The 26,406-nt window shown below is 74.8% G+C and carries 30 protein-coding genes and 1 tRNA gene; 17 read left to right on the top strand and 14 right to left on the bottom strand.

What is annotated here, in order from left to right; translation table 11 throughout:
- Positions 1-201 precede the first annotated feature (201 nt).
- On the top strand, positions 202-792 hold the full coding sequence (locus ACI79S_RS16420) for a QsdR family transcriptional regulator (RefSeq protein ID WP_456594508.1): 591 nt from the start codon (positions 202-204) through the stop codon (positions 790-792).
- An 87-nt stretch (positions 793-879) separates the two neighbouring features.
- Positions 880-1,362, top strand: a complete 483-nt coding sequence (locus ACI79S_RS16425; RefSeq protein WP_456594509.1) for a DUF4262 domain-containing protein — start codon at positions 880-882, stop codon at positions 1,360-1,362.
- A gap of 3 nt (positions 1,363-1,365) precedes the next feature.
- Here ACI79S_RS16425 and bcp read toward each other — a convergent pair whose 3' ends face one another.
- Genes bcp through ACI79S_RS16440 form a run of 3 tightly spaced genes read right to left on the bottom strand, consistent with a single transcriptional unit; the run spans position 1,366 to position 3,129 of the window.
- Entirely contained in the window at positions 1,366-1,854 is a 489-nt protein-coding gene (gene bcp / locus ACI79S_RS16430) for a thioredoxin-dependent thiol peroxidase (RefSeq protein ID WP_456594510.1), read from the bottom strand.
- Between the two features lie 52 nt (positions 1,855-1,906).
- Positions 1,907-2,311 carry a YjbQ family protein gene (locus ACI79S_RS16435; RefSeq protein ID WP_456594511.1) on the bottom strand — a complete coding sequence of 135 codons (405 nt, stop codon included), beginning with the start codon at positions 2,309-2,311 and terminating at the stop codon, positions 1,907-1,909.
- Positions 2,308-3,129: a potassium channel family protein gene (locus tag ACI79S_RS16440; protein ID WP_456594512.1), complete on the bottom strand. Its 822-nt coding sequence runs from the start codon at positions 3,127-3,129 to the stop codon at positions 2,308-2,310. Before ACI79S_RS16440 ends, ACI79S_RS16435 begins: the two co-directional genes overlap by 4 nt.
- 75 nt (positions 3,130-3,204) lie before the next feature.
- Between ACI79S_RS16440 and rph the strand changes: the two genes are divergently transcribed.
- Positions 3,205-3,942, top strand: coding sequence for a ribonuclease PH (rph, locus tag ACI79S_RS16445; protein ID WP_456594513.1), 738 nt, complete (start codon positions 3,205-3,207; stop codon positions 3,940-3,942).
- Positions 3,939-4,550, top strand: a complete 612-nt coding sequence (gene rdgB, locus ACI79S_RS16450; RefSeq protein WP_456594514.1) for an RdgB/HAM1 family non-canonical purine NTP pyrophosphatase — start codon at positions 3,939-3,941, stop codon at positions 4,548-4,550. Before rph ends, rdgB begins: the two co-directional genes overlap by 4 nt.
- Before the next feature lie 13 nt (positions 4,551-4,563).
- Here rdgB and ACI79S_RS16455 read toward each other — a convergent pair whose 3' ends face one another.
- The gene (locus ACI79S_RS16455; protein ID WP_456594515.1) at positions 4,564-4,794 is read right to left on the bottom strand and encodes a hypothetical protein; all 231 of its coding nucleotides are present in this window, start codon (positions 4,792-4,794) and stop codon (positions 4,564-4,566) included.
- A 125-nt stretch (positions 4,795-4,919) separates the two neighbouring features.
- Here ACI79S_RS16455 and ACI79S_RS16460 point away from each other — a divergent pair, with 125 nt between their 5' ends.
- Together ACI79S_RS16460 and ACI79S_RS16465 are read left to right on the top strand one after the other, a co-directional pair.
- Entirely contained in the window at positions 4,920-5,294 is a 375-nt protein-coding gene (locus tag ACI79S_RS16460; protein WP_456594516.1) for a hypothetical protein, read from the top strand.
- A 100-nt stretch (positions 5,295-5,394) separates the two neighbouring features.
- The gene (locus ACI79S_RS16465; RefSeq protein WP_456594517.1) at positions 5,395-6,315 is read left to right on the top strand and encodes a DUF6910 family protein; all 921 of its coding nucleotides are present in this window, start codon (positions 5,395-5,397) and stop codon (positions 6,313-6,315) included.
- Positions 6,316-6,363: 48 nt separating this feature from the next.
- Here the strand turns inward: ACI79S_RS16465 and ACI79S_RS16470 are convergent.
- Positions 6,364-6,444: transfer RNA gene (locus ACI79S_RS16470), tRNA-Leu, on the bottom strand.
- Positions 6,445-6,533: 89 nt separating this feature from the next.
- Here ACI79S_RS16470 and ACI79S_RS16475 point away from each other — a divergent pair.
- A complete protein-coding gene (locus tag ACI79S_RS16475) occupies positions 6,534-6,827 on the top strand; it encodes a DUF3618 domain-containing protein (RefSeq protein WP_456587497.1) in 294 nt (97 codons plus the stop codon).
- 78 nt (positions 6,828-6,905) lie between these two features.
- Here the strand turns inward: ACI79S_RS16475 and ACI79S_RS16480 are convergent, their stop codons facing one another.
- Positions 6,906-7,529: a TetR/AcrR family transcriptional regulator gene (locus tag ACI79S_RS16480; RefSeq protein WP_456594518.1), complete on the bottom strand. Its 624-nt coding sequence runs from the start codon at positions 7,527-7,529 to the stop codon at positions 6,906-6,908.
- Positions 7,530-7,655: 126 nt separating this feature from the next.
- On the opposite strand from ACI79S_RS16480, the gene ACI79S_RS16485 reads away from it, so the two are divergent.
- On the top strand, positions 7,656-8,765 hold the full coding sequence (locus tag ACI79S_RS16485; RefSeq protein WP_456594519.1) for an EAL domain-containing protein: 1,110 nt from the start codon (positions 7,656-7,658) through the stop codon (positions 8,763-8,765).
- Between the two features lie 12 nt (positions 8,766-8,777).
- Here the strand turns inward: ACI79S_RS16485 and ACI79S_RS16490 are convergent, their stop codons facing one another.
- Positions 8,778-9,383 (bottom strand): histidine phosphatase family protein, encoded by a 606-nt coding sequence (locus tag ACI79S_RS16490; RefSeq protein WP_456594520.1) that lies wholly within the window; start codon positions 9,381-9,383, stop codon positions 8,778-8,780.
- A 61-nt stretch (positions 9,384-9,444) separates the two neighbouring features.
- Here ACI79S_RS16490 and ACI79S_RS16495 point away from each other — a divergent pair, with 61 nt between their 5' ends.
- The 4 genes from ACI79S_RS16495 to ACI79S_RS16510 all read left to right on the top strand — a co-directional run bounded on the left by ACI79S_RS16495 (position 9,445) and on the right by ACI79S_RS16510 (position 13,855).
- Positions 9,445-10,299, top strand: a complete 855-nt coding sequence (locus tag ACI79S_RS16495; RefSeq protein WP_456594521.1) for an aldo/keto reductase — start codon at positions 9,445-9,447, stop codon at positions 10,297-10,299.
- 115 nt (positions 10,300-10,414) lie between these two features.
- Complete coding sequence (locus ACI79S_RS16500; RefSeq protein ID WP_456594522.1) at positions 10,415-11,578, top strand: acyl-CoA dehydrogenase family protein; 1,164 nt, start codon at positions 10,415-10,417, stop codon at positions 11,576-11,578.
- 103 nt (positions 11,579-11,681) lie between these two features.
- Positions 11,682-12,314 (top strand): PaaI family thioesterase, encoded by a 633-nt coding sequence (locus ACI79S_RS16505; RefSeq protein ID WP_456594523.1) that lies wholly within the window; start codon positions 11,682-11,684, stop codon positions 12,312-12,314.
- Positions 12,315-12,379: 65 nt separating this feature from the next.
- Positions 12,380-13,855 (top strand): AAA family ATPase, encoded by a 1,476-nt coding sequence (locus ACI79S_RS16510; RefSeq protein WP_456594524.1) that lies wholly within the window; start codon positions 12,380-12,382, stop codon positions 13,853-13,855.
- A 1-nt stretch (position 13,856) separates the two neighbouring features.
- Here ACI79S_RS16510 and ACI79S_RS16515 read toward each other — a convergent pair whose 3' ends face one another.
- From ACI79S_RS16515 to ACI79S_RS16530, 4 genes are all read right to left on the bottom strand, one after another.
- A complete protein-coding gene (locus ACI79S_RS16515; RefSeq protein WP_456594525.1) occupies positions 13,857-14,975 on the bottom strand; it encodes an NAD-dependent epimerase/dehydratase family protein in 1,119 nt (372 codons plus the stop codon).
- Positions 14,976-15,023: 48 nt separating this feature from the next.
- Positions 15,024-16,388 (bottom strand): MFS transporter, encoded by a 1,365-nt coding sequence (locus tag ACI79S_RS16520; protein ID WP_456594526.1) that lies wholly within the window; start codon positions 16,386-16,388, stop codon positions 15,024-15,026.
- Between the two features lie 91 nt (positions 16,389-16,479).
- The gene (locus tag ACI79S_RS16525) at positions 16,480-16,716 is read right to left on the bottom strand and encodes a hypothetical protein (protein ID WP_456594527.1); all 237 of its coding nucleotides are present in this window, start codon (positions 16,714-16,716) and stop codon (positions 16,480-16,482) included.
- 125 nt (positions 16,717-16,841) lie between these two features.
- Positions 16,842-17,669, bottom strand: a complete 828-nt coding sequence (locus ACI79S_RS16530; RefSeq protein ID WP_456594528.1) for an alpha/beta fold hydrolase — start codon at positions 17,667-17,669, stop codon at positions 16,842-16,844.
- 158 nt (positions 17,670-17,827) lie between these two features.
- Here ACI79S_RS16530 and idi point away from each other — a divergent pair, with 158 nt between their 5' ends.
- The 3 genes from idi (at position 17,828) to ACI79S_RS16545 (ending at position 19,532) form a co-directional block, all read left to right on the top strand.
- Entirely contained in the window at positions 17,828-18,364 is a 537-nt protein-coding gene (idi, locus tag ACI79S_RS16535) for an isopentenyl-diphosphate Delta-isomerase (RefSeq protein WP_456594529.1), read from the top strand.
- Positions 18,365-18,473: 109 nt separating this feature from the next.
- Positions 18,474-19,247, top strand: coding sequence for an SDR family NAD(P)-dependent oxidoreductase (locus ACI79S_RS16540; RefSeq protein ID WP_456594530.1), 774 nt, complete (start codon positions 18,474-18,476; stop codon positions 19,245-19,247).
- Positions 19,248-19,268: 21 nt separating this feature from the next.
- Positions 19,269-19,532, top strand: a complete 264-nt coding sequence (locus ACI79S_RS16545; RefSeq protein ID WP_456594531.1) for a hypothetical protein — start codon at positions 19,269-19,271, stop codon at positions 19,530-19,532.
- An 11-nt stretch (positions 19,533-19,543) separates the two neighbouring features.
- Here the strand turns inward: ACI79S_RS16545 and ACI79S_RS16550 are convergent, their stop codons facing one another.
- Genes ACI79S_RS16550 through ACI79S_RS16560 form a run of 3 tightly spaced genes read right to left on the bottom strand, consistent with a single transcriptional unit; the run spans position 19,544 to position 23,702 of the window.
- Complete coding sequence (locus ACI79S_RS16550) at positions 19,544-21,910, bottom strand: SpoIIE family protein phosphatase (protein WP_456594532.1); 2,367 nt, start codon at positions 21,908-21,910, stop codon at positions 19,544-19,546.
- Complete coding sequence (locus tag ACI79S_RS16555; protein ID WP_456594533.1) at positions 21,907-22,542, bottom strand: biliverdin-producing heme oxygenase; 636 nt, start codon at positions 22,540-22,542, stop codon at positions 21,907-21,909. The genes ACI79S_RS16550 and ACI79S_RS16555 overlap by 4 nt, the downstream gene beginning before the upstream one ends.
- Before the next feature lie 29 nt (positions 22,543-22,571).
- The gene (locus ACI79S_RS16560) at positions 22,572-23,702 is read right to left on the bottom strand and encodes a PucR family transcriptional regulator (protein ID WP_456594534.1); all 1,131 of its coding nucleotides are present in this window, start codon (positions 23,700-23,702) and stop codon (positions 22,572-22,574) included.
- Between the two features lie 128 nt (positions 23,703-23,830).
- Between ACI79S_RS16560 and ACI79S_RS16565 the strand changes: the two genes are divergently transcribed.
- Entirely contained in the window at positions 23,831-24,760 is a 930-nt protein-coding gene (locus ACI79S_RS16565; RefSeq protein ID WP_456594535.1) for a proline dehydrogenase family protein, read from the top strand.
- A 17-nt stretch (positions 24,761-24,777) separates the two neighbouring features.
- A complete protein-coding gene (pruA, locus tag ACI79S_RS16570) occupies positions 24,778-26,403 on the top strand; it encodes an L-glutamate gamma-semialdehyde dehydrogenase (RefSeq protein WP_456594536.1) in 1,626 nt (541 codons plus the stop codon).
- The last annotated feature ends 3 nt before the right edge of the window (positions 26,404-26,406 follow it).

Consider the following 26,406-nt stretch of genomic DNA (forward strand, 5'->3'; position numbering starts at 1 on the left):
GCGCAACGCGATCTTCCTGGTGCGCGGGCGCCCCAGCGACCAGCTGCCGAGGCCGGGGCTGGAGCTGGGCGGCGTCGGGGGGGGGGGGGGGGGGGGGGCGGGCCTCATCGCGCCGAACAGCCCGACACCGACGTCGCGTCCAGCTCGACAGGGGGGTCCGACGACGCCGGGGCCCGCCCCTCCTGCCCTACGCTGCCAGCTGTGAGCGGCCTTCCCGAGGAGATCGTGCGTCACGCCGCGCGGACGCTGATGAGCGGCCGCCGGCTGGACACCGGCACCCTCGCGGCGGAGCTGGGCATCTCGCGGGCGACGTTGTTCCGCCGGGCCGGCAACCGCGACGCGATCCTCGGGGAGGCCCTGGCCTTCCTCGGCCGGCGGACCCTGCTGGCGATCGAGCGCGAGCACGATGCCCGTCCCGCCGCCTCCGGGCCGTCCACCCGGCTGCGCTCGCTGGCCGTCAGCGAGGACTTCCGCTACGCACTCAGCGCCGCCCTCCCGATCCGCCGCCTGCTCGACGAGGAGCCGGCGACGGCGATCCGGGTGCTCACCGACCCGCAGGGACGGGTCCAGCCGCGGGTGGTCGAGGCCTACACCGAGCTGTTCCAGCGCGACGTCGACGAGCACGGGCTGGAGCCGCAGATCGCCGTTCCGCTGCTCGCGCTCGCCGTGGTCCGCCTCGGGGAGTCCTTCCTGTACTCCGACGTGCTGGCGGCGCGGGCGCCCGATCTCAAGGCGGCGACGACGGTGCTCGACGCGCTGGTCACCAGCGTCTTCGGCCTCGACGCCCGCTGAACCCCGGTCGTCCCCAGGCGCGCTGCCCGTCCACAGCCCGAGCCGGCTGTGCCCGGGATGTCGGTGGCCGGCCGCACGCTCAGTCGCATGACGACCGATCCGCAGACGCTTGCCTGGCTCGACCAGGAGGACAGCCGGCTCGCGCAGACGATCCGAGCCCACCGCGTCGCCGTGCAGTACGTCATGCGCGGCGAGGAGTCCGACGAGCCGCCGTTCGGCTACACCGTCGGCCTGTTCGGGGTGGGCCATCCGGAGCTCGTCGTCGTCGGGGTGGACCACGAGACCGCCTCGGCCATGCTGAACACCGTGGCCGACCTGGTCCTCGCCGGGCGGGACCTGGTGCCGGGCGAGCTCCTCGTCCTCGACCGGGATCGCCGGCTCGCCGTCGAGGCGCTGCCCAACCCGGCCGACGTGCTCTTCTCGGCCAACCGCTTCTACCAGCGACCGGACGAGTTCTCGGTGCCCGCCTACCAGCTCACCTGGACCCACGACGGGGGCATCTTCCCGTGGGACCCCGGCTATCCCTGCCCGCCAGCGTGCCAGCCCCGGCCGGGGACGTGGCGGGCGTGAGGGTCAGTCGAGGCCGAGGTCGCGGCGCAGCTTGGCGACGTGCCCGGTGGCCTTGACGTTGTAGGACGCACGCTCGACCCGGCCCTCGGCATCGATCACGAACGTCGACCGGATCACGCCGACGACCTCCTTGCCGTACAGCTTCTTGGTGCCGTAGGCGCCGTAGGCCCGCATCACCTGCTTGTCCGGGTCGGACACCAGCGTGATGTCCAGGTGCTCCTTCTCGCGGAAGCGGGCCAGCTTCTCCACCGGGTCGGGCGAGATCCCGATGATCTCCAGCCCGGCTTCGGCGAGGTCGCCGGCGGCGGCGGTGAAGTCGACGGCCTGGGTGGTGCAGCCGGGGGTCAGCGCCGCCGGGTAGCAGTACACGATCACGCGTCGGCCCCGGAAGGAGGAGAGCGACACCGGGTTCCCGTCGGCGTCGGGCAACGTGAAGTCCGGCGCCGGGTCGCCGGGGGCCAGGCGGACGGGGGCGGCGTCGGTCTCGCTCATGCCGCGCATCCTGCCGTGTCCCGGGGGAAGGCCTGCAAGGGGGCGGCGGGGCTCACCCGGGCAGGAAGGAGAAGCGAACCTGCCGCTGAGGGTTGTCGGTGTTGGTGTCCACCAGGCAGATGCGCTGCCAGGTCCCCAGCATCAGCCGTCCCTCGAGGACCGGCACGCTGGCGTGCGGTGGGACGAACGCCGGCAGCACGTGGTCCCGGCCGTGCCCCGGGCTGCCGTGCCGGTGGCGCCAGCGGTCGTCGCGGGGGAGCAGCTGGTCCAGCTGGGCCAGCAGGTCGTCGTCGCTGCCCGAGCCGGTCTCCAGGATGGCCAGGCCGGCGGTGGCGTGCGGGACGAAGACGTGCAGCAGGCCGTCACCCTCCGCCTGCACGAAGTCGGCGCAGTCGTCGGTGAGGTCGACGACGACGGGGACGCCCCCGGTCCGGACGGCACGCAGCTCCGATCTCATGGCGGTGATCCTGCCCGGTGCGCCGGCCCGGCGTGCGGTGGAAGGGTGCCGCGGGTCCCCGGGGCGCCGCCGGAGCCGTCGCCGCGCGGTTCCGCCGAGAGGAGCGACCGCAGCCGGGCGACCTCCTCGGTGAGCGCCTGGAGGTCACGCCGCGTCACTGCTTCGGACTCCTCGCCCACCTGCTGCACGCGCTCGACCAGCCAGGAGGCGAAGGTCGCGGTGATGACACCGAGCAGGGCGATGCCGGTGAGCATGAGACCGGCGGCGACCACCCGTCCCTCGGCGGTCACCGGGTAGCGGTCGCCGTACCCGACAGTGGTGACGGTCGCGAAGGCCCACCACAGCGCCTCGCCGAAGCCGTCGATGTTCGCCTCCGGGTCGTCCCGCTCGGCATCGAGCACGGCCAGGGCGGCGACGAGCATCAACAGCATCGTGGCGCCCACCACGAAGACGGCGACCCGGCCGCGCAGCGAGCGCCCGGCGTGCCGGTTCAGCGCGTTGAGCAGGGTCACCAGACGCAGCAACCGCAGCGGCCGGAGGAGGGGCAGGACGATGACGGCGAGGTCGAACAGGTGGGTCCGGACGAACGTGCGCCGATGCTCCGACAGGGTGAGGCGGACCCCGTAGTCGACGGCGAACCACAGCCAGGTGAGCCAGGTGACCCAGCGGCAGACGGCGGGCCACGGTGCGGCGAGGTCGGGCTCGAGGATCGGCCAGGCGTAGGCCGCCAGGAACAGCAGCGCGGCGGCGGTGAGGATCCAGTCGGTGGACCGCTCCCAGCGCTCCCGTCGCGGATCGGTCAGGGAGCTCGCCGCCATGCCCGCCGACGCTAACGGGGCACCGCTCCGGGCATGCGCCGTGGTGGCCCCGGACGGGCACTACTGTCGGTGGCCGTGACCCGCCCCGACGGCCGTACGGCCGAGCAGCTCCGCCCGGTGACGATCACCCGCAACTGGCTGGATCACGCCGAGGGCTCGGTCCTCGTCGAGTTCGGCCGCACCCGCGTCCTCTGTGCGGCCAGCGTCACCGAGGGTGTGCCGCGGTGGCGCAAGGGCTCGGGCCTGGGGTGGGTGACAGCCGAGTACTCGATGCTGCCGCGCGCCACGCACACCCGCAGCGACCGCGAGTCGGTGAAGGGGAAGATCGGTGGCCGCACCCACGAGATCAGCCGGCTGATCGGCCGTTCGCTGCGCGCCGCCGTCGACCTCGGCGCGCTGGGGGAGAACAGCATCGCCATCGACTGCGACGTCCTGCAGGCCGACGGCGGCACCCGCACCGCGGCCATCACCGGCGCCTACGTCGCGCTGGCCGACGCTGTCTCCTGGCTCGGCGCGCGGAAGCGGCTCGCCCGGCCGACCGCCATCGTCCAGTCGGTCGCCGCGGTCAGCGTCGGCATCATCGACGGCGAACCACGGCTGGACCTCGCCTACGAGGAGGACGTGCGGGCCGGCACCGACATGAACGTGGTCTGCACCGGCGACGGCGGGTTCGTCGAGGTGCAGGGAACGGCGGAGGGCGCGGTCTTCGACCGTGCCGCGCTGGACGCGCTGCTCGACCTGGCGGTCGCCGGCTGCGCCGAGCTCACCCGCCTGCAGGCCACGGCGCTGTCGCTCCAGCCGGTGGTCCGATGAGCACCCGGCTCCTGCTGGCCACCCGCAACGCCGGCAAGCTCGCCGAGCTGCGGCGCCTGCTCGCGAGCGCGGTGCCCGGTGTCGAGGTGGTCGGGCTGCGCGACGTGGAGGAGTACCCCGAGGCGCCCGAGACCGGGGCGACCTTCGCGGAGAACGCCCTGCTCAAGGCCCGCGAGGCGGTCCGGTACACCGGCCTGCCGGCGGTGGCCGACGACTCCGGGCTCGCGGTGGATGCGCTGAACGGCATGCCCGGGGTGCTCTCGGCGCGCTGGTCGGGCCGGCACGGCGACGACGACGCCAACACCGCGCTGCTGCTCGGGCAGCTCGCCGACGTGCCGGACGAGCGGCGGGGGGCGGCGTTCGTCTGCGCGGCCGCGCTGGTCACGCCGGAGGGCGCCGAGCGGGTGCTGGAGCGGGAGTGGCGCGGGCGGGTGATCCGCGAGAAGCGGGGGAGCAACGGCTTCGGCTACGACCCGGTCTTCGTCCCGGAGGGGCTCGAGCTCACCTCGGCCGAGCTGGAACCTGCCGAGAAGGATGCCCGCAGCCACCGGGGCCAGGCGTTCGTGGCCCTGGTGCCGGTGCTGGGCGAGGTGCTGGCCGGGCGCTGAGCAGCCCGTCGGGTCAGTCCCGGCGCAGCGCGAAGCCGAGCCAGGCGAGGGAGTCCTGCTCCTCGGGCTCGGCGTGCCGGCCCTGGCGGAGCAGCTGTCCCTCGTCGGCCACCCGCGCCGGAACCTCGAACTCCGGGGCGCGGTGCCGGCCACGGGCGGGCGCGGCGGCGGGGGAGTGGACGACGGCAGCGCGCACCATGGCGGCCGGCAGCCAGGTCGTGGTCGGGGTGGCGCTGGACGTCATGCCCTCCCATCGGCCGGCACGCCGCCGGGCGAGAGGGGCACCGGGGGGACGCCACCCGGCTGGGTGAACGGCCCGCCCGGGTTCTGTGGCGCGGCGCACTCCCGCCGCCTCAGTAGCCTCCGGGCATGGAGCTCGTCCGTCTTCTCCTCGTCGTCGTCCACCTCCTCGGCCTCTCCCTGATCATCGGGCCGTTCCTGTTCCAGGTGAGCCGCAAGGCCGGGTTCGACACGACGCTGATGAAGATCGGTGCGCTCACCCAGCTGGTGAGCGGCCTGGCGCTGGTCGGCATCCGGGAGGCCGACGACCTCCCCGTCGACCACGCCAAGATCGGCGTCAAGCTCGTCGTCACGGTCCTGGCCGTGGTCACGGTGTTCCTGGCCGCGCGCAAGCAGCAGGCCGCCGACGCCGGCCGGGCCGCCCCGAAGTCCCCGCTGCCGTTCTTCCACGCCACCGGGGCGCTGGCGATCCTGAACGTCTTCATCGCCGTCCTCTGGACCTGACCGGGGCATCCGCCTGGCGCGCCGCCGGCCGGGTGGTCGGTCGGACGGGCAGCTGCCGACCCGGCGCGTGAGCGTCCGCCGCCCGGGGCACACCGGAGCGATGCAGGTCTTCGTGGACGCCGCCCGGACGCTGAGCTTCGCCGACGGCACCCCGGTGACCGCGGCCTCGGGCGTGGCCCCGCTCGGGGACGGCTGGCTCGTGGTGCAGGACGACTCGACGATCGCCGCCTGGCGCCGTCCCGGCGAGGTGGTGGCGGTGCCGGTGCTCCCACCCGTCGAGGGGCTGCGCACCTTCCGCGAGTCCGACGGCACCAAGCACCTCAAGCCCGACCTCGAGGTCGCCTGCCCCGCCGAGGTGGACGGGGAGCCCGCCGTGCTCCTGCTGGGCTCGGGTTCCTCGCCCCGGCGGATGCACGCGGTCCTCGTGCGGCTCGAGGACGGGCAGCCGGTGGTGCGCTCGGCCGAGCTGACCCCGGTGTACCGGCGCGTGGCCGAGCGACTGGGGCTGCCGATGGACCACGTGAACCTCGAGGGCGCGAGCCGCCACGGGGACGTCGTCCGGTGGTTCAACCGGGGCAACCTCTCCGCCGGCGTCCGCTCGGCGAGCGTCGACGTGCCGCTGCACGACCTGGTCGCCGCGGTCCTGGGCCGGGCCGAGCCCGCCGCCGTCCCGGTGGACCGGCCCCGCGAGTACGAGCTGGGCGAGGTCGAGGGCGTGGGCCTGGCGGTCACCGACGCGGTCGCGCTGCCCGACGGCCGGGTGCTGCTGAGCGCCGCCGCCGAGGACACCCCGAACGCGGTCGACGACGGGCCGGTGGTCGCCACCGCGATCGCGCTGCTGGACGGCGACACGGTGCAGGAGGTTGCGCCCATCCCCGAGGTGGACGGCCACGTGCACAAGGTCGAGGGCCTGGCGCTCTGCGGCGTCGAGGACGGCGTGGTGCGCCTGCTGGCCGTCGTGGACGACGACGACCCGGACACTCCGTCGGCCGAGCTGGACCTGCGCGTCGACCTGGGGTGAGCGCCGGCCCCGGCCGCCGTGGCGCGGCGGCTCGGCGCACCCTCCGAGTGCGGGAGAGGGGAGTCGAACCCCTACGCCCGAAGGCACCAGATCCTAAGTCTGGCGTGGCTGCCGTTACACCACTCCCGCGTCCTCTCCGGAGTCTAGGAGCACCCGTGCGGGTGCCCGGGGAGGACCGTCACCGCGCTGACCTGCGCCGCGTCTGGCAGGCTGTCGCCGTGCCCCGCGACCCACGACAGATCCAGCTCGAGATCGATGCGGCCCGCGAGTCGCTGGCCGCCACGCTGGACCAGATCGCCTACCGCAGCAGCCCCACGCGCCTGAAGGCCCAGGGCAAGGACGCCGTGCAGCGCTTCCTGCAGACGCCGGCCGGCCAGGCCACGATGGGCGCCGTCGGGCTCCTGGTCACGCTGGTGGTGGTGCAGAAGGTCCGGCACCGCAAGGCCGCGGCGCCGGCCAAGCGGAACCGCAGGCCCGTCGTAGAGAAGAAGGTCCAGTACCGCACGCGCTGACGCTCCCACCCCGACACGAGACCGGCCCGTCCCCCCGGGGGGACGGGCCGGTCTCGTGTCGGCGGGTTGCTGCGCCGGTCAGGCGCTGGTCGCCCGGTGGCGCACCAGGGGCAGGACGACGGTCTGCAGCACCTCGTCGGCGAAGGCCTCGTCGACCGGGCGCTGGGTGAGCAGCCAGCGCTGCACGAGGAGCGCGCTGATGGTCTCGGCGGCGACCGAGGTGCGGAACGACGGGTCGATCTCGCCGCGTGCCTCGGCGTTCTGCCACACCTGCTCGAAGGACTGCTGCCACACGGCCAGCGGGCCCTTCTCGAACGCCTCGGCCAGCGCCGGGTGGCGCGGCACGGTCGACAGCAGCGAGAGGGTGGCCGCACCCGTCGGGCCGTTCACGACGCCGACGAGGGAGTGCATGATCTCGCGCAGGTCACCCTCGAGGGAACCGGTGTCGGGGCTGTGCGCCTCGGCGCGGTTGAGGTCGGAGATCGTGTCGACGACCAGATCCTGCTTGGTGCGCCAGCGGCGGTAGATCGTCGCCTTGCCGACGCCGGCCTCGGCGGCGACCGCGTCCATGGTCAGCGCGCCGTAGCCCACGTCGGCGAGCAACCGGAGGATCGCCGCGCGGATCACGCCGTCCCGGCTGGGATCGCGCGGTCGGCCGCCGCGACTCGGGCGGGCGGCTTCAGCGGTGGGGAGAGCGGCCATGGGCAAACCTTAGACATTCAAGTTGTGAAGGAGCTGGGAGTCCCCTGCGAGTACCCCCGGAAGAGCGTTCCGATACCGCCGCGCGCCTGTCCCGTGCGCTCGTGCGCGTGAGTCACGCTGTCCTCCGTGGGAACCATCTGCGGCGGCGTCTGCGGGTGCCGCCAGAACTGGGAGGTGCCCGGGCGGGCGAGCCGTGCGCTGCTGGCGACGTCGATCGGGCACGTGCTGCCGCACGTGGCCCGCACCGCGAAGGCGCTGGGCCTCACCGTCTGCTCGGCGCCCCAGCTGGTCGACGTCGTCGACGACCGGGGTGGCCGGGGCCTGGAGCGGCTGTTCCAGAAGCTGGCGCGGGAGCTGACCGCCGCCGAGACCGAGGCGGTGCGGGTCGCCACCGACCCGCCGGACGACGGCGCCGCGCTGACCGCCCGGCTGCTGACCGCGCCCACGCTGGCCGTGGAGTTGGCACGCCGCGGCGTCACGGTCGAGGTCGACGTCCTGGCCGAGGCCGAGTTCTGGTCGGTGTACCAGCCGATCGTCTCGCTGGCCGACCGCTCCGTCGTCGCGCACGAGGCGCTGCTGCGCGGGCTGGTCGACGGCCGTGAGGTCGGCGGCGGGGACCTGTTCTTCGTGGCCGAGTCCGCCGGCTGGCTGCACCGGCTGGACCGCATCGGCCGGGAGTCCGCCATCGCGGGCGCGGTGCCGTGGCTGGGCGAGGACGACCTGTTCATCAACTTCAACCCCGCCTCGATCTACCGGCCGCAGGTCTGCCTGGCCAGCACCGAGCAGGTCGCGCACGACGCCGGCATCGACCCGCGCCGACTGGTCTTCGAGGTCGTCGAGTCGCACGCCATCGCCGACCGCGGGCACCTGGTGTCGGTGCTCGAGCACTACCGCTCGCTGGGGTGGCGCGTCGCGCTCGACGACGTCGGCGCCGGCTGGAACAGCCTGTCGCTGCTCGCCGCGGTCCGGCCCGACGTGGTGAAGCTGGACAAGGGACTGGTGCAGGAACTGCCCGACGACGGTGCCCGCGTGGTGCTGAAGGCGGTGACCGACCTGGCCCACCAGCTGGGGGCGGTGGTCGTGGCCGAGGGGATCGAGACCGAACGGCTGGCCGAGGAGGTGACCGCGCTGGGGGCGGACATGGGCCAGGGCTGGTTGTTCGGCCGGCCGGTGCGCCCCGAGCCACCCGCCGAGGAGCCCGAGGGCCGCTGGCAGCCGGTGGCGCGGTCCCGCTGACGCCGTCGTCGGTCAGCCCAGGGCCCAGCCGGTGAGCACGGGGCGGCCGTGCTCGTGCCCCAGGACGCCGTACCGGCCGGCGGGCAGCGCGAACAGCGCCCCGGCCTCGGGGTCCAGCCCGAGCCAGCGGGCGGTCAGGACCCGCAGCACGTGGCCGTGGGCGACGAGTGCGACGTCGCCGTCGGGAAGGCGGTCGCGGACGCGGTCGAGGACCCGGTCGACCCGGGCGCCGACGTCGGCCAGCGTCTCGCCGGGCACGTCGGCGTCGGCCGTGCCGTCCCGCCAGATCGACCACACCCGGCCCAGCTCCTCGCTGATCTCGGCGGTGGTGCGGCCCTCGTAGCCGCCGTAGTCCAGCTCGACCAGGTCGCCGTCGACCGCCGTGGCGGTCAGGCCGGCCAGCTCGGCGGTCCGGCGGGCCCGCTGCAGCGGGCTCACCCGCACCTCGGCGAACCGGCGGCGGCCCAGCGCCTCGCGCAGGGAGCGCGCCTGCTCCTCGCCCTCGGGCAGCAGCGGCAGGTCGGTGGCCCCGGTGTGCTGGCCGCTGCGGCTCCACTCGGTCTGGCCGTGCCGCAGCACGACGAGCTCCCCCACCTGGCCACCGACGATCTCGCCCACGTCGTCCATCGAACACGCCCGTCCGGGAACACGCGCGGCGGTTGCCGCGCTGCCCAGCCACATGACGACTGCGGAACTGAGCGACACCTTCTCCATCGGCGGCGACCTCCCGGTGCACCGCCTCGGATACGGCGCGATGCAGCTGCCCGGCCCCGGCGTCTGGGGCGAGCCGGCCGACCGCGCCGCCGCCGTCCGGGTCGTCCAGGCCGCCGTGGAGCAGGGCGTGGACTTCATCGACACCGCCGACTCCTACGGCCCCTTCGTCAGCGAGCAGATCATCGCCGAGGCCCTGCACCCTTACCCGGAGGACCTGGTCATCGCGACCAAGGCCGGGCTGACCCGCCAGGGGCCCCACATCTGGACGCCGGTGGGCCGCCCCGCCTACCTCAAGCAGCAGGTCGAGCTCTCGCTGCGGCACCTGGGGGTCGAGCGCATCGACCTGATCCAGCTGCACCGCATCGACGCCGAGGTGCCCCTGGCCGACCAGCTGGGCGCGTTCAAGGAGCTGCAGGACGAGGGCAAGGTCCGGCACATCGGCGTCTCCGAGGTGTCGGTGGAGCAGCTGCGGGCCGCGCGCGAGATCACCGAGATCGTCAGCGTGCAGAACCTCTACAACCTGACCACCCGCCAGAGCCAGGACGTCCTGGACTACGCCACGGCCGAGGGCATCGCCTTCATCCCGTGGTTCCCGATCGCCACCGGCGACCTGGCCGCCCCGGACAGCCCGGTGGCGGACATCGCCCGCGAGCTCGATGCCACCCCCTCCCAGGTGGCGCTGGCCTGGCTGCTGCAGAAGTCGCCGGTCATCCTGCCGATCCCGGGCACCAAGTCGGTCGACCACCTCACGGAGAACCTGGGCGCTACCCGGCTGACGCTCTCCCCCGAGGACATGACCCGCCTGGACGCCCTCGCCTGAGCCGCCCTGCGCGAACCATGCGAACTCGTGGCCATCGCCGCCTGATGGCCACGAGTTCGCATGGTTCGGCGCGGCTGGACCCCCGGCGTGAGGGGCGGCTGAGGCACGCGTCACCATGGCCTGCGTGGACGCCGAGGACTTCCGCCAGGTCAAGGACGCCGTTCGCCAGCTGATCCGCGAATCGGTGGTGCCCCGCGAGGAGCAGATCGAGGACGAGGACCGCATCCCCGACGACCTGCGCGCGCAGGCCGCGGAGATGGGCCTGTTCGGGTACGCGCTGCCCGAGGACTACGGCGGGCTCGGCGTCACGATGAGCGAGGACGTCGAGCTCGCGATGGAGTTCGGCTACACGACGCCGGCCTTCCGCTCCCTCTTCGGCACCAACAACGGCATCTCCGGCCAGGTGATCGCCAAGTTCGGCAGCGAGGAGCAGAAGAAGAAGTACCTGCCGCGCCTGTCGGCCGGTGAGCTCATCGGCTCCTTCGCGCTCACCGAGGCCGAGGCCGGCTCCGACCCCTCGGCGCTGCGCACGTCCGCCCACCGCGACGGCGACTCCTGGGTCATCAACGGGAGCAAGCGCTACATCACCAACGCCCCGATCGCCGACCTGTTCGTCGTCTTCGCCCGCACCGACCCGGAGCAGAAGGGCGGCCGGGGCATCTCCAGCTTCGTCGTCGAGACGACGACGCCGGGCGTCACCGTCGGACCCAAGGACGCGAAGATGGGCCAGGCCGGTGCCTGGACCAGCGAGGTGTACTTCGACGACGTGCGGGTGCCCGCCGACGCGCTGATCGGCGAGGAGGGCCGCGGCTACGCGAAGGCCCTCACCGTGCTCTCCCGCGGCCGGCTGCACATCGCCGCGCTCTGCGTCGGCATGGCGCAGCGGGTGCTCGACGAGTCGGTCGCCTACGCCGCCACCGCCAAGCAGGGCGGGGCGCCGATCGGCCGCTTCCAGCTGGTGCAGGCGATGCTCGCCGACATGCACGCCGAGCTGCTGGCCAGCCGGAGCATGGTGCGCGACGTCGCGGCCCGCTACGACTCCGGTGAGGACACCTCCGTCGGCCCGTCGTCGGCCAAGCTCTTCTGCACCGAGATGGTGGGCCGGGCCGTCGACAAGGCCGTGCAGGTGCACGGCGGCATGGGCTACCTGCGGACGACGCCGGTCGAGCGCTTCTACCGCGATGCCCGGCTGTTCCGGCTCTACGAGGGCACCAGCGAGGTGCAGCGGGTCATCATCGGCGGCGCGCTGCTGCGCGAGGCCGGCATGGCACGTGGGTGAAGGCCCCCGTCCTCCCCACCCTTCGCAGCCTCAGGGCGGGACCCGGGACGAAGCCGTTCCAGCACCTCACGGGGCCGACGAGCGGGGGGTCCGTCGCGAGGCCGTGGCGGAGCTCGGCGAGGCGCTGCGCGCGCTCGTCGACGCCGCCGTCCGCACCGAGGTGCCGGTCGACCGGCTGAGCGAGGCGACCCGGGCCGCACGCGAGCTGACCGCCCTGCTCTCGGAGGACCTGCGCGAGGTGCACGAGATCGCCTCGGTGGACGACCCGGAGACCGGCCAGCGGTGGTACAGCCCGGTGTACGGACCGGGCAGCCCGGTGGCCCCACCCATGGTGGTCGAGGACTTCCCGGCGGAGGGCCGCTGCGTCGGCCGGGTGACCGTCGGGAAGTCGCTCGAGGGGCCGCCCGGGCTGGTGCACGGCGGGGTCGTGGCCACTCTCCTCGACCACGTGCTGGCGCGCTCGGCCCGCGGCGCCGGTCACGGCGGCCTGACGGCGACCCTGACCGTCACCTACCGCCGGCCGGTGCACCTGGGCGTGCCGCTGGTGGTGACCGGCCAGCTCGTGTCGGTCGACGGCCGACGGGCCACCGCGACCGCCCGGCTGGTGGCCGAGGACGACCCGGCGACCACGCTGGCCGAGGGGGAGGCGCTCCTGGTCGCTCTCCGTGCCGAGCGGGCGTCGGAGGTCTTCGCGAAGACCGGGCGGTCCGTCGCCGCCTGGACCACCCGCGGCTGAAACCGGTTCGGGAACCGTCCGGTACCCGGTAGCGTCCGCCCTCCACCGATGCACCAGGAGGGCACGTGCGGCGCACCTACGTCAGCTACAGCGGCTCCTACCAGCCGCTCACCGCGCCGACCGTCACGGCTCCCGGCGAGCTGCGGCCGGAGCTGGCCGACGTCGGCCGGCTCGCCCGGCGCGGCGTGCGGGCGATGGTCGGCGCCGCTCGCGCGGGGGAGCGGCCGCAGCTCTCCCGGGTGCTGGCCGCGCACCTGGGTGACGCGGCCGAGGGGCTGGACGTGGTGGAGGAGACCTGGCCCGGCTACGACCACGTCAACGTCCAGGCCGGGGTCGACGCCTGGCTGACCGGGCCGGGGCGGACGCACGAGCTGGTCGGCGTGGCCGGGTTCCAGCACACCCACTTCGGCCTCGGCGACCTCCTGGGTCCCGACGGCGAGCACCCGCACGGCCCCCGGCCCGGCAACCCGGCCACGGTCAACCTCGCCTGCGGCCCCGACGGCGAGGTCCGGGCCTGCCAGCGGTGCGCGGTCTACCTGGTCACCGACCCCGACGGCAGCCGCGCCGCGCTGCTGCTGCGGGGTGCGGCGCCCGAGTACGGCGTGCCGCAGGTGTCGGTGCAGCTGGTGGGCACCGACCCGGCCGGCGTGGCGCGCGCCGCCGCCGAGATCCGGGCCGCGAGCATCGAGCACAACGTGTTCCGCGGACAGGTGCTCTCCTTCGGCCAGGAGGTGTTCGGGCACGGGCAGACGTTGCTGCAGTTCCACCGCCGGCCGGAGCTGCGGGCCGACCAGCTGATCCTGGCGCCGGCCACCCTCGCCGAGATCCAGCGGCAGGTGGTGGACGTCGCCCGGCACAAGGAGCGCCTTCTCGCGGCCGGCCAGCACCTCAAGCGCGGGGTGCTGCTCTACGGCCCGCCCGGCGTCGGCAAGACCCACACCGTCCGGTACCTGGTGAGCAGCCTGCGCGACACCACGGTGATCCAGCTCACCGGCAATGCGCTGCACCTGATCGCCGAGGCGTGCTCGGTGGCGCGGGCGCTGGCGCCGGCCATGCTCGTCGTGGAGGACGTCGACCTCATCGCCGAGGACCGCGGCATGCACCCGGGCCAGCACCCGCTGCTGTTCCAGCTGCTCGACGAGATGGACGGGCTCGCCGAGGACGCCGACGTCGTCTTCGTGCTCACCAGGAACCGGGCCGACCTGCTGGAGCCGGCGCTGGCCGCACGCCCGGGCCGGGTGGACCAGGCGGTCGCGCTGGAGCTGCCCGACGCCGCGGCCCGCCGGGCGCTGTTCCACCTCTACCGCGGGGCGCTGGAGGTGGACACCGGCGGCCTGGACGACGTCATCGCCCGGACCGAGGGTGTGACGGCGTCCTTCCTGAAGGAGTTGCTCCGCCGGGCCGCGCTGGTCGCGGCGGCGCGGACCCCGGACGGCGGCGGGCTCGCGGTGTCGGCGGGTGACCTGACCGCGGCGCTGGACGAGCTGCTCGACACCCGCAACGCGATGACCCGCACGCTGCTGGGCAGCCTCCCCGGCTGAGTCAGTTGGCACGTGGCCCGGGCGCGTTGGCCGGGTCGCCGGCCGGGTCCAGCTCCGGGCCGCCCGCCGGGCGCAGCAACGGCCCGGGCGCGCCCACACCGGTGCCGAGCGCGGCCACGAACTGCCGCAGCACGTCGTCGCCGGCGTGGAACGGGGCCCAGTCGAGCAGCTTGCGCGCCCGGGCGGTGTTCAGCGCGGGCGCCTGCGTGCCGATGTCCAGCCAGCCGGGCTCGGTGGGCACCACGTGCGCGGTGAACGCTGCGTGCAGCCCGGCGCGCACCGCGAACGCGGGGGTGGGGATCCGTACCGAGCCGAGGGCGCGGGCCAGCGCGTCGGCGTCCATCAGCGGTTCGGCCGCCAGGTTGAACGGGCCGGGGGCGCGGCGGTCGAGCATCCGCTCGAGGGCGTCGGCGACGTCGTCGGCGTGCACGAAGGCGACGGCCAGCGCGGGCAGGGGGAGCGGGAGCAGCCGGGCGACCGCGCCGGGCAGCATGCGGGCGGCCCCGAAGAGCAGCGGCCCCAGGAAGTAGCGGCCGATCTCGCTGCCGGCCTCCGGCTGCAGGACGAGGGTGGGCCGGACGACGGTCAGCGTGGTGTCCGGGTGCCGGCCGAACACCTCGCGGACCACCCGCTCGGCCTCGGACTTGTCGCGGCTGTACTGCGCGCTCGGGATCCCGGTCGTCGGCCAGTCCTCCGTCACCCGCTGCCCTCGCGCGCCGGCGGCGTAGGCGCCGATGGAGCTCATGTGCACGAACTGGCCGACCCCGGCGGCCGCCGCCGCGCGGGCCACCCGCCGGGTGCCCGCCACGTTCACCTCGCGCAGGCGGTCGGGCTGCCGGCCCGGCTGCAGCGCCCAGGCCAGGTGCACCACCGCGTCGGCTCCCTCGACGAACTCGGCGATCTCCGCCTCGCTCGCTGCCTCCCCCAGGTCGGCGGAGTGCCAGCGCACGCCGTCGTACGGGGCCGTCGCCGGCGGCCGGCGCCGGGCCAGTCCGCGGACCTCGGCCACGCCGGCCCTCGGGTCGGTGAGCCGACGCAGGAGGGCGGTGCCGACGTTGCCGCTGGCTCCGGTGACGGCGACGGTGCGGCCGCGCAGCTGGCCGGGGGAGAGGTTCGGCATGTCCTGCCGCTACCCGACCGGCCCCGCGCCAACCGGCGCGCCCCGCGATCAGGCGGGCGAGCGGACGGGGTCCGGCGAGGTGGCGCCGTCGTCGAGCGATCGGCCACGCAGCTCGGGGAGGGCCCACGCCGCGATCGCGGCCAGGACGAAGAAGCCGGCGAAGGTGCCGAACACCAGGCCGGTGCCCCCGGCGTCGACCAGCAGCGGCACGCACAGGGGCGCGGCGATGGAGGCCAGCCGGCCGAAGCCCGCGGCCGCGCCGGCGCCGGTCGCCCGCAGCGCCGTCGGGTAGATCTCCGGCGTCACCGCGTAGAGGGCACCCCAGGCGCCGAGGTTGAAGAACGACAGCACCATCCCGGTCACGAGCACCGCGGTGTCGCCGTCGGCGGCCGCGAACAGCCCGGCGCCCAGCGCGGAGCCCAGGAGGAAGGTGGCCAGCGTCGGGCGGCGCCCCCACTTCTCGATCAGGTAGGCCGCCACCGCGTACCCGGGGAGCTGGGCGAGGGTGATGTAGAGGGTGTACTCGAACGACCTGACCAGCGAGAACCCCTCGTTGAACAGCAGCGTCGGCAGCCAGATGAAGGCGCCGTAGTACGAGAAGTTGATGCTGAACCAGACGATCCAGAGCGCGGCCGTCCGGCGGGCGGTGCCGGCCGCCCAGAGCGCACGGACCCCCGGCGGGGCGGCCGGCGGTGCGGGGGGCGGCGACGCGACCGGCGCCACGTCCGCGGCGCGCTCGAACCGGCGGACCGTGGCCTCCGCCTCGTCGGTGCGGCCGCGCAGCTCGAGGAAGCGCACCGACTCGGGCAGCCCGCGGCGGACGACGACGGCGTAGAGGGCGGGCACGGCCCCGATCGCCAGCGCCCAGCGCCAGCCGTCATCGCCGGCGGGGACGACGAAGTAGCCGATGAGCGCGGCCAGCGTCCAGCCCACCGCCCAGAACGCCTCCAGCAGCACGACCACCCGGCCGCGCACCCGCGCCGGGGCGAACTCGCTGACCAGGGTGGAGGCGACCGGCAGCTCGGCGCCCAGCCCCAGGCCGATGAGGAAGCGGAAGACCAGCAGCGCCCCGACCGACCACGACAGCGCCGCGGCACCCGTGGCCACCCCGAAGACGAGCAGGGTCAGGGCGAAGACCTGGCGGCGACCGAAGCGGTCGGCCAGCAGACCGCCGAGCGTGGCGCCCAGCGCCATGCCCACGAAGCCGATCGACCCGATCCACGAGACCTCGCTGTTCGACAACCCCCACTGCGCGACGAGCGCGGTCATCACGAACGAGATCAGGCCGACGTCCATGGCGTCCAGCGCCCACCCGATGCCCGAGCCGACCACCAGCCGGCCGTGCTCGCGGGTGACGGGCAGCCGGTCGAGGCGCTCGGCCCGGGTGGCGGTGGTCCTCGGTTCGGCGGTCATCGCGGAGGAAACTACCCCGGGGCGCACGCGATCCGGGGCGGGGCGCCGCCGGTGCGGGCCCCGCCCCGGATCAGGACGGTCGTCGGATCGCTCAGCTGCTCAGGCGCGCCTTGAGCATGGCCTTGCCCTGCTCGCCACCCTTGCGGCTCTCGTTCTGCGCCTTGCGGAAGAACTCCGCGAGCTCCTGGTCACCGGCGCGCTCGGCGTCCTGGATGTAGCGCTCCAGGCGCAGCGCGTTGCTGAGGCTGGCCTCGGTGAACCAGATGAGGTTGTAGTCCTTGTCGGCGGTGCCGGTGACCTCACCGGTTTCCGTGGTCGACGTGGTCATCAGGTCGTCCCCTTCTCTCGGTGTCGGGTATCGGACCCCCCCGGGCTACCCCTGCACCCGGGGCGCCGAACGGGCCGAGGCCGAGTTTCGGGCCGCGGATCCGGACGGTGGAGCGGGATCGGCGCTCAGCCGCGCACGTGGGCGGTGACCAGCTCGGCGGTCCGCTCCGCGGCGAGCTCCGGGATCCAGTGCGGCACGTCGTCGAGGACCTCCAGCCGGTACGGCGCCTCGACGAAGCGCGCGGTGTCCTCGGTCGCGGCCCGGCCGAGGAAGGCGTCCCCGGTGCTCCACACGTGCAGCGTCGGGACGCGCACCCTCCCGACCGGGTCGCGCCCGCTCCACGGCAGCGCCCGGTACCAGTTGAGGGCCGCCGTCAGGGCGCCCGGTTCACGCATCCGCTGCGCGTACCGGTCCACGGCGTCCTCGGGCAGCCCGCCGCGCCGGAGCACCCTGCGCAGCGCGGCGCCGTCGCCGGCGAGCAGCAGCCGCTCCGGCAGCACGGGCAGCTGGAACACCCCGACGTAGGTCGAGCGCAGCGCCTGGTCGCTGCGCACCATCGCGTGGGCCATGGCGCCCGGGTGCGGCACGGAGAGCGCGGTCAGCGTGCGCACCCGGTCGGGGTGCCAGGCGCCGAGCGCCCAGCCGACGATGCCGCCCCAGTCGTGGCCCACGACGTGCGCGGCCTCCAGCCCGGCGGCATCGAGCAGGGCGAGGACGTCGCCCACCGTCTCGCGCAGCCGGTAGTCGGCCCGCCCCCGCGGCCGGGCCCGGGGCGAGTACCCGCGCTGGTCGGGCGCCAGGGTGCGCAGGCCGTGCTGGTGCAGCGCCGGTGCCACCCGGTCCCAGGCGGTGGAGTCCTGCGGGAAGCCGTGCAGGAGGACGACGGGGTCGCCGTCGGTCGGTCCGGCGTCCCGGACGTCGAAGATGAGGCCGTCACGGCGGAAGCTGTCCACGGGCGTTGCTGTGCCCACGGGACGCGGCGCCATGCCTGCGGAGCCGGACACGGGGGTGCCTTCGAGCGGTGGGGGCGCGCAGGCGGGACCGCAACGGGGCACGGCGTCGTCCGGAGGACGGCGGTGCGAGTGGCCGCGGGCTCCCCAGGAGGACGACAATGTGCACCGTGGAGGAGCTGATCGTCCTGGTGGACGACGAGGGTCAGGCGATCGGCACGCTGCCCAAGCCGCAGGTGCACCACGGCGAGACGCCGCTGCACCGCGCGTTCTCCGCCTACCTCTTCGCCGACGACGGCCGGCTGCTGATCACCCGCCGGGCGGACGACAAGGCGACGTTCCCGGGGATGTGGACCAACACCGTCTGCGGCCACCCGGGCCCCGGTGAGGACGACGCCGCCGCGATCGCCCGACGGGCGGGCTTCGAGCTGGGGCTCGGCGTCTCCGACATCCGCCCCGCGCTGCCGGCCTACCGGTACCGCGCGGAGTTCCGCGGGGTGGTGGAGAACGAGGTGTGCCCGGTCTACGTCGGGCGGTTCACCGGCTCGCCGGCGCCGGAGCCCACCGAGGTCGGGGCCTGGGAGCTGCTGGACTGGGCTGCGTTCCGCCGCCGGCAGGAGACCGAGGGCGACGCGTGGTCCCCGTGGTGCCGTGAGCAGGCGCGGCTGATCGAGGAAGCGGGCCACCACCGCATCTGACCGCGCCCGGAAGGCCGTGGCCGGCCACCCGTGCGGCCCGACCTGCGCTGCCGGCGGTCTTCGGCGAGGCTGTCGGCGACGGACGCGCACCGACGACCGAGGAGCTGCTGTGGAGGCGTCGTTGAAGGGCCGGGTCGCGCTGGTGACCGGCGGGGCGAGCGGCCTCGGGCGGGCGACCGCCCTGGCGCTGGCCGAGTCCGGCGCGCACGTGGTGATCGCCGACATCGACGCCGCGGGCAGCGAGGAGACACTCTCCCGGGTCAGCGCCGCCGGCGGCTCGGCCGAGGTGGTCGGCCTGGACGTCACCCAGGACGACAGCCGGCGCGCCGTCGTCGCCGACCTGTTCGACCGGCACGGCGACGCGTTCGACGTGCTGGTCAACGTCGCGGGCATCGACCGGCCGGGCTACATCACCGACATCGACCTCGCCGACTACCAGCGGGTGCAGGCGGTCAACTGCGAGGGCCCCGTCTTCCTGACCAGCGAGTTCACGAAGCGGGTGCAGCACCTCCCCGAGGGGCGCACCGCCGACGTCGTGCACGTGGTGTCGCTCTCGGCGATCACCTCGGGCAGCGGGGCGATCGCCTACAACGGCTCCAAGGCGGGGTTCCTCAACGCGACCCGCTGCATCCAGCGGGAGCTGCGGGAGAAGGCCGTGCGGCTGGACGACGGCACCGAGCGGCCGTTCCCGTGCCGGGTGCAGAGCGTCATCCCCGCCGCGATGGACACCCCGATGATGGAGCAGTGGGGGATCCCCGGGCACCTGATGATGCCGCCGTCGGCGGTGGCCGAGGCCATCCGCACCCTGCTGCTCCTGCACCCCGCGGCGTTCGTCCCCGAGATGCAGATCGTGCCCCGGCTCGAACCGAACTTCCCGCGCTGACCGACCATGAGGAACTGCCGCATGAGCGCTCCGGACGACCCGACGCCCGACACCGCGATGGCGTCGGGCTCCGACGCGGGCAGCCCCGGCGGGCGGCTGGGCCCTGGTGACCTGGCGCCCGACGAGGAGCGCCTGCTGGCCGCGCTGGAGCAGGGCCGCACCGCCGCCCCCGAGGACCCCGTCGACGTCGTGCGCGCGGCCGAGGACGAGCGCCCGCTGCCCTCGGAAGGTGGCCCACCCGACGACGGGCTGACGCCCCGCTTCACCGCCCCGGGCGGCGGCTGAGCGGGGCCGTCTCAGCCCGGCGGGGACTGCAGCCGGACGGCGACGAGCGCGACGTCGTCCTCCCCGCCCTCGGGCAGGAGCCGGTCGATGAGCGCGTCGCACATTTCGGTGACCGGCAGGTGGCGCAGCCCGGCGAGCGCCCGGCCGAGCAGCTCGACACCGTCGTCGAAGACCTGGTCACGGCGCTCGACCAGCCCGTCGGTGTAGAGCAGCACCGTGGACCCGCGGGCGACCACCGTCTCGTGCTCGGTGCGGACCGAGGAGGGGTCCACGCCGAGGAGCAGGCCGGGGCGGTCGGGCACCAGCAGCTGCTGCGTGCCGTCGGGTGCGACCAGCAGCGGCGGGAGGTGCCCGGCGCTGGCCCAGCGCAGCCGCGTGCCGGCGTCGGCCGAGCCCGCCGGGCGGTCGAGCCGCCCGACCAGCACGGTGGCCAAGGCGCCGAGGTCCAGCCCCTCGATCGCCGCGTCCAGCCGGGAGAGCACCACCGCGGGCCCGGCCGCGTTGTCGTAGGCGATGCCGCGCAGCAGGCCGCGCAGCTGCGCCATCGTCGCCGCGGCCTCGGTGTCGTGGCCCACCACGTCGCCGATGACCAGCACCGTGGAGCCGTCGGGCTGCTCGAAGACGTCGTACCAGTCGCCCCCGACCTGGGCTTCCCGCGCGGCCGGGACGTAGCGCACCGCCACCTCCAGGTGGTCGGGCTCGGGCGGGTCCGACAGCAGGCTGCGCTGCAGCGTCTCGGCGGCGCGCACGATGCTGCGGGACCGCGCGTACAGGGCCTCCAGCAGATGGGTGCGCAGCTCGGCGGCCTCGCTGGTCTCCTGCGCGGTCCACGGTTCGGACCGGCCGCGGACGGTCTCGCGCCAGCGGTCGAAGGACTTGCGCGGGCTGAGCCGGACGTCGTCGCCCTCCCGCTCGGCGATCGCCTTGTTGTGCGGGTCGCCGCCCCAGTCGATGTGGTGCACCGCCTCACCGCGGAACCACAGGACGTACTGGCCCTCCGGCAGCGGCAGCACCAGCACCCCGCACGCCGGGTCGACCGCGCCGACCTCCGGCGCGGCGGTGGCGAGCGCGTCGGTGGCCACGACGTCCTCGCCGCGGGCGGCGGCCCAGGCGGCGATGCCGTCGGCCAGCCCCGGCCGCAGCGCGGCACCGGCGCTGCCCCGGGTGCCCTGCAGGTTCAGCACGACCCCGTCGGCGTCCAGCAGGTCCAGCAGGCTGGGGGAGCCCAGCACGGTCTCGGCGAGCGGGCGCTCCTCGTCCATCGCCGCGGCGGTCAGCCAGGCCAGGGTGGAGCGCACCTGCAGGGCCCGCTCGAAGTCGTCCTCCTGCGCCCGGTCGACCAGCCGCACCGAGAGCGTGGAGCCGAGGAACTCCGCCGCGGCCCGGGTCGCGTACGGCGGGGCGTGCGGACCGCTGTAGTGGTGGCAGGCGATGAGCCCCCACAGCCGTTCGCCGTTCAGCAGGGAGATCGACATCGAGGCGTGGACGCCCATGTTCTGCAGGTACTCGACGTGGATGGGGGAGACGCTGCGCAGGGTCGAGTAGGTGAGGTCCAGCGGGCGGCCGTTCACCGGGTGGTCGGCCGGCCGGAGGGGGACGGGCGTGTAGCCGACGTCGGAGATCAGCCGGATCCAGTTCTTCTCGTACAGGGCGCGCGCCTGCGCGGGGATGTCGCTGGCCGGGTAGTGCAGCCCCAGGAAGGAGTTGAGCCCCGGGGCCCTGGCCTCGGCCACCACCTCGCCGTTGTAGTCGGCGTCGTAGCGGTAGACCATCACCCGGTCGAAGCCGGTCAGCGCCCGCACGGCCCGGGCGGTGATGTCGTACAGCTCCTCCAGCGTGGAGGCCCGGTTGAGCTCGCCGACGGTGCCGCGCACGGCCTGGTAGGTGTTCGGGAAGGAGAACGGCCGCGGGCCGCGGGCCGGCTCCAGCTCGACGAGGAGGCTGGTGACCGGCGCCGGCTCCTCGGAGACGGCGACGGGCTCGCCGTCCGCCGCGCGGAGGGGCTCGGGGTCGATCACCGTCCGGTGCAGGAGGGCGTCCACGGGCACCGGCTCGCCGCCGACGTCGAGGACGACCTCGACCGGGTTCCGCTCGCGCAGGTCGCCGAAGGCGCTCGCCGAGCGGACCACCGCGGCGGCCGGCGCCGCGCCGATGACCTCGGCCAGCGGCCGGCCCAGCGCCTGCCGCCAGTCCACACCCGTGAGGTCGGCCAGGTTCTCCGACACCTGCTGCACGATCCAGTCGGGGTCCCGCACGGCGATCAGCACACCCCGCGGCTGGATGCTGCCCGGGACGTGGATGGGTTCGCGCTCGCAGTTGGTGAGGTCCACCGGGTCGCCCGGGCTCAGGAACCCGGCCCCGCGCTCGAGGTCGGTCACCCCTGGGTCGCCCGCTCCCGGGCAGCGGGCCGGCACCACTGGGCGAGCACGCGGAACGTCTCGCGCGCCGTGGCGACGACCCGGTCGGCGTCCCCGCCCGCGTCCACGTGCGCCCGTGTCACCCGGCGGTAGCCGGCCCACATCGCCCCCGTGTCCTGGCCGTAGGGCGAGAAGGCGCGGATGCGGACGCCGGCCAGGCGGGGCAGCGCCGCGAGGTGCCGGTCGATGAACGTGCCGCCGAGGGTCGAGCCCTCGAGCACGTAGAGCCGGCCCAGGGCCTCGTCGGTGCCGGTGACAGCCGGCAGCTCCGGCGCCCCGGCGGGCACCGGGGCGCCCAGCGCCGCGAGGTCCGCGGCGAACAGCGCCGCCCGGCGGCGGCGGACCCAGTCCACGGTCGCCGCGTCCGCGGGGTGGTGGGTGGCCCAGGTGTCGAGGCCCCGCTCGGCCGCCGTCCAGAAGCCGTGCATCAGGCCCAGGACGTGCGCCAGCCGCTCCCGGTCGAGCTCCGGGTCCAGCAGCTCCAGGGTGTCCTCGAGGAGTTGGTGCTCCTCGGCCGTGCCGGTGCGCAACGCGCGCAGCACGTCGTGCCCGCCGCGGGGATCCACCGGCGCAACCATCTCTCCCGCAGCCATCGCCTGCGAGCGTAGGTGACCGGCGGCGTTCACGGGCGGGCCGGCCGCGGACCGCCGGACAGCCGGGCCGCGCGCAGCCCGGCGTGCAGCAGCAGCCGGGCGTCGCCGTCGGCGAGGTCCAGACCGGTCAGCGCCGCGATCCGGCCCAGCCGGTAGTACAGCGTCTGCCGGTGGATGTGCAGCGACTCCGCCGTCCGGGAGGCGCTGCCGGCGCAGTCGAGGAAGGTCTCGGCCGTCGTGGTGAGCACCCGGTCGGCGAGCAGCGGCGCCAGCAGCGGGTCGGGGCCCGGCAGCGCCGTGACCGCCCGCCACCCGCCGAGCTCGCCCCAGTGGGCGACCGGGAAGAACCGGTCGACGGCCGCGGCGACCCGCGCCGCGGCCCGGGCCTCGCCCCACTGACCGGGCAGGTCCTCGGCGCCGCGGCGGGCCGACGAGATGCCGGCTGTGCTGCCCGCCGGGAGGGTGGCCAGCGTCGCGGCGGCGAGCGCGCCGGCCGGGCGGAGGTCCGTCGGCGCGGGGAGGGGGACCAGGACGGCGATGCCGTCGTCGACGACCGCGGCCACCGCACCGGCCGCCGGCAACTGCCGCTGCGGCAGCGGGCTGCCGTCCGCGGAGGTGAGGGCGACCAGCACCTGGGCTCCCTCACCGGTCAACCGGTCGCCGAGCCGTCGGGCGGCCTGCGCCTTGGCCGCCGGGCGGCCGGTCAGCGCGTCGGCGAGCTCCGGCCCCAGGTCGTCGGCCGGCCGGCCCGCCAGCACGCGACCTGCCGCGGCGGCCAGGTCCAGGGCTCGGCGCAGCGCCGGATCGGCGACGTCCCCGGGGTCGGTCCGGCCGTCGTCCAGGAGCCAGAGGTACCCCCGGGTGCGACCTTCGTGGCGGACGGGGATCACCAGCCGGGTGAGAACGCCGGCGGCGGGATCGGCCGGCGTCCGCAGCGGGTGGGTGGCCGACGCGATGCCGAAGTCCTCGAACCAGCGCCGGGTCTCGGGGGCCGAGCCGCGGGTGAGGATCGACCGGGTGCGGACGGCGTCCATGGGCTCGGCGCCGCTGTCGTCGTGCGCGCAGAAGGCCAGCAGCGTGAACGCGGCGTCCTCCAGGGTGGCGGGGGCACCGAGCACCCGCGACACCTCGTCGACCAGCTCCTGCAGCTCGTCCCGCACCGCCGTCCCTCCTCTCGTACAGCTGTATGAGAGCAGACCGGGAAATCCGGACATCTGTCCCCTGGTCGGGAGGGGGCTGCGTGCCTAGCGTTCGGGGTGCTGGCGTCGTCCGCTCCCGGGGAGGTCCCGTGCTGCTCTCCAAGGCCCTGCTGGCCGCCTCCCGACGGCCGGCCCTGCGCCGGGCGGTCACCGGAACGCCGGCCACCCGCCGGGTGGTCGACCGGTTCGTCGCCGGTGAATCGCTGGACGACGCGCTCGCCGCCGTCCGCGCCCTGTCGGCCGACGGGATCGCGGTCACCCTGGACCACCTGGGCGAGGACGTCACCTCCCGCGCCGAGGCCGAGCGCTCCCGCGACGCCTACCTGGCTGCCCTCGACGGGCTGGCCGGCCTCGGCCTGGGTGACCGCGCCGAGGTGACGGTGAAGCTGTCGGCGTTCGGCCGGGCGCTGAGCGGCGGCGACGAGATCGCCCTGGACCTGGTGCGCCCGGTGGTCGAGGCGGCCACCGTGATCGGCACGACGGTCACCCTCGACATGGAGGACTCCCGGACGGTCGACTCGACGCTCGCCGCCCTCGCCGAGCTGCGCAAGGAGCACCCCGCCACCGGTGTTGCCCTGCAGGCGATGCTGTTCCGCACCGAGGACGACGCCAAGGCCCTCGCCGTCACCGGCTCGCGCGTGCGCCTGGTGAAGGGGGCCTACGACGAGCCGCCCGCCGTCGCGCACCAGAGGAAGAAGGACGTCGACGCCGCCTACGCGCGCTGCCTGGAGATCCTCATGGCCGGCCCGGGGTACCCGATGGTCGGGTCGCACGACCCGGCGATGATCGCCCGCGCCCACGAGCTCGCGGCGCAGCACTCGCGGGCCGCGGACTCCTGGGAGGTGCAGATGCTCTACGGCATCCGCCCCGACGAGCAGCGCCGGTTGGCCGCCGCCGGCACCCGCGTCCGCGCCTACGTCCCCTACGGCGCCGACTGGTACGGCTACTTCATGCGCCGGCTGGCCGAGCGCCCCGCCAACGTCGCCTTCTTCCTCCGCTCCCTGGCCACCCGCTCCTGAACCCGAGAGGTCTCCTCATGGACGCCGTCACCCGAGTCCCGGCCCCGGCGAACGAGCCGGTGCTCACCTACGCCCCCGGCACGCCCGAGCGCGAGGAGCTGCAGCGGCGCCTCGCCGAGCTGGCCGCCGCGCCGGTGGAGCTGACCGGCACCATCGGCGGCCGGCAGCGCATGGCCGGCGGCAACCGGTTCGACGTCGTGCAGCCGCACCGGCACGCCGCCGTGCTGGGCACCTCCGCGCACAGCACGCACGGCGACGCGCAGGAGGCGATCCGCTGCGCCAAGGAGGCCGCGCCCGGGTGGCAGGACCTCTCCTTCGACGACCGCGCCGCGGTGTTCCTGAAGGCCGCCGACCTGCTGGCCGGGCCGTGGCGGCAGACGCTGAACGCCGCCACGATGCTGGGCCAGAGCAAGACCGCGCAGCAGGCCGAGATCGACAGCGCGTGCGAGCTCGTGGACTTCTGGCGCTTCAACGTGCACTTCGCCCGCGAGATCCTCGCCGAGCAGCCGCAGTCCTCGCCCGGCGTCTGGAACCGCACCGACCACCGCCCGCTCGAGGGCTTCGTCTACGCGGTCACGCCGTTCAACTTCACCGCGATCGCGGGCAACCTGCCGACGGCGCCGGCGCTCATGGGCAGCACCGTGGTGTGGAAGCCCGCGCCCACCCAGCAGTTCGCCGCGCATTTCCTCATGCGGCTGCTGGAGGAGGCGGGCCTGCCCCCGGGCGTGATCAACATGCTGCCGGGTGACGGGGTCGCCGTCTCCGAGGTGGCCCTGGTCGACCGCGACCTCGCCGGCATCCACTTCACCGGGTCCACGCCGGTGTTCCAGCACCTGTGGCGCACGGTCGGCGAGAACATCGCGGGCTACCGCGGTTACCCGCGGATCGTGGGGGAGACCGGCGGCAAGGACTTCGTCGTCGCCCACCCGTCGGCCGACGTCGACGTGCTGCGCACCGCGCTGGTCCGTGGTGCCTTCGAGTACCAGGGGCAGAAGTGCTCGGCGGCGTCCCGGGCCTACGTGCCCCGCTCGGTGTGGGCGCGGCTGAAGGACGACCTCGTGGCGACCACCGAGTCGCTGCCGATGGGCGACGTCACCGATTTCTCGAACTTCATGGGCGCGGTCATCGACCGGAGGTCCTTCTCGAAGCTCTCCGGGGTGCTGGACCGGGTGGACGACGACCCGGCGCTGTCGATCGTCGCCGGCGGCACCGCCGACGACTCCGAGGGCTTCTTCGTGCGGCCCACGATCATCGAGGGCACCGACCCGGGCCACGAGGTCTTCACCACCGAGTACTTCGGCCCGGTGCTGGCGGTCCACGTGTACGACGACGCCGACTACGACGCGGTGCTGACCCAGATGGAGTCGGCCGCGCCCTACGCGCTCACCGGTGCGGTCATCGCGCAGGACCGGGTGGCGATCGCCCATGCGCAGAAGTTCCTGCGGCACGCGGCGGGCAACTTCTACGTCAACGACAAGCCGACCGGCGCCGTCGTCGGGCAGCAGCCCTTCGGCGGGGGGCGGGCGTCGGGCACCAACGACAAGGCCGGGGCGAAGCAGAACCTGATGCGCTGGACGTCGAGCCGGTCGATCAAGGAGACGTTCGCGCCCCCGACCGACCACCGCTACCCGTACATGGGCTGAGGC

The sequence above is a fragment of the Blastococcus sp. SYSU DS1024 genome, from assembly GCF_054050795.1.

Excerpts from the sequence above, each read along its gene's own strand:
- ACI79S_RS16425 (WP_456594509.1), top strand. The coding sequence starts at position 880 with ATGACGACCGATCCGCAGACGCTTGCCTGGCTCGACCAGGAGGACAGC.
- bcp (WP_456594510.1), bottom strand. The coding sequence starts at position 1,854 with ATGAGCGAGACCGACGCCGCCCCCGTCCGCCTGGCCCCCGGCGACCCG.
- ACI79S_RS16435 (WP_456594511.1), bottom strand. The coding sequence starts at position 2,311 with ATGAGATCGGAGCTGCGTGCCGTCCGGACCGGGGGCGTCCCCGTCGTC.
- ACI79S_RS16440 (WP_456594512.1), bottom strand. The coding sequence starts at position 3,129 with ATGGCGGCGAGCTCCCTGACCGATCCGCGACGGGAGCGCTGGGAGCGG.
- rdgB (WP_456594514.1), top strand. The coding sequence starts at position 3,939 with ATGAGCACCCGGCTCCTGCTGGCCACCCGCAACGCCGGCAAGCTCGCC.
- ACI79S_RS16455 (WP_456594515.1), bottom strand. The coding sequence starts at position 4,794 with ATGACGTCCAGCGCCACCCCGACCACGACCTGGCTGCCGGCCGCCATG.
- ACI79S_RS16460 (WP_456594516.1), top strand. The coding sequence starts at position 4,920 with ATGGAGCTCGTCCGTCTTCTCCTCGTCGTCGTCCACCTCCTCGGCCTC.
- ACI79S_RS16465 (WP_456594517.1), top strand. The coding sequence starts at position 5,395 with ATGCAGGTCTTCGTGGACGCCGCCCGGACGCTGAGCTTCGCCGACGGC.
- ACI79S_RS16480 (WP_456594518.1), bottom strand. The coding sequence starts at position 7,529 with ATGGCCGCTCTCCCCACCGCTGAAGCCGCCCGCCCGAGTCGCGGCGGC.
- ACI79S_RS16495 (WP_456594521.1), top strand. The coding sequence starts at position 9,445 with ATGACGACTGCGGAACTGAGCGACACCTTCTCCATCGGCGGCGACCTC.
- ACI79S_RS16500 (WP_456594522.1), top strand. The coding sequence starts at position 10,415 with ATGGCCTGCGTGGACGCCGAGGACTTCCGCCAGGTCAAGGACGCCGTT.
- ACI79S_RS16515 (WP_456594525.1), bottom strand. The coding sequence starts at position 14,975 with ATGCCGAACCTCTCCCCCGGCCAGCTGCGCGGCCGCACCGTCGCCGTC.
- ACI79S_RS16520 (WP_456594526.1), bottom strand. The coding sequence starts at position 16,388 with ATGACCGCCGAACCGAGGACCACCGCCACCCGGGCCGAGCGCCTCGAC.
- ACI79S_RS16525 (WP_456594527.1), bottom strand. The coding sequence starts at position 16,716 with ATGACCACGTCGACCACGGAAACCGGTGAGGTCACCGGCACCGCCGAC.
- idi (WP_456594529.1), top strand. The coding sequence starts at position 17,828 with ATGTGCACCGTGGAGGAGCTGATCGTCCTGGTGGACGACGAGGGTCAG.
- ACI79S_RS16545 (WP_456594531.1), top strand. The coding sequence starts at position 19,269 with ATGAGCGCTCCGGACGACCCGACGCCCGACACCGCGATGGCGTCGGGC.
- ACI79S_RS16555 (WP_456594533.1), bottom strand. The coding sequence starts at position 22,542 with ATGGCTGCGGGAGAGATGGTTGCGCCGGTGGATCCCCGCGGCGGGCAC.
- pruA (WP_456594536.1), top strand. The coding sequence starts at position 24,778 with ATGGACGCCGTCACCCGAGTCCCGGCCCCGGCGAACGAGCCGGTGCTC.